1 pseudogene is annotated in these 288 nt (G+C 64.2%); it reads left to right on the top strand.

From position 1 onward, the window contains the following. A pseudogene (locus tag J0695_RS42920) lies at positions 1-288 on the top strand (hypothetical protein); the annotation flags it as partial.

The raw sequence follows: 288 nt of genomic DNA on the forward strand, positions 1-288 counted from the left end.
GTCGGCACCCGCTTGAGGTCGTTGCCCAGGTCGTAGAGCTTCTTGACGGTGCCGATGCCCTCACCGTCGACGAGGGCCTCGGCACCGTCAAGAAGCTCTACGACCTGGGCAACGACCTCAAGCGGGTGCCGACCGGGCGCATCACCATGGCGACGATGCCCTGGGAGTACGCGGAGGGCGGCTACGTCGTCCCCAAGGAGGGCGACGCCGACCAGACGTTCTCCATGGTGCGCAACGACATCGCGCTGGACGGCAAGGACAAGAAGAAAAAAGAGAAGGAGAAGTCCC

This window comes from Streptomyces beijiangensis, assembly GCF_017315755.1.
GTDB lineage: Bacteria > Actinomycetota > Actinomycetes > Streptomycetales > Streptomycetaceae > Streptomyces > Streptomyces beijiangensis.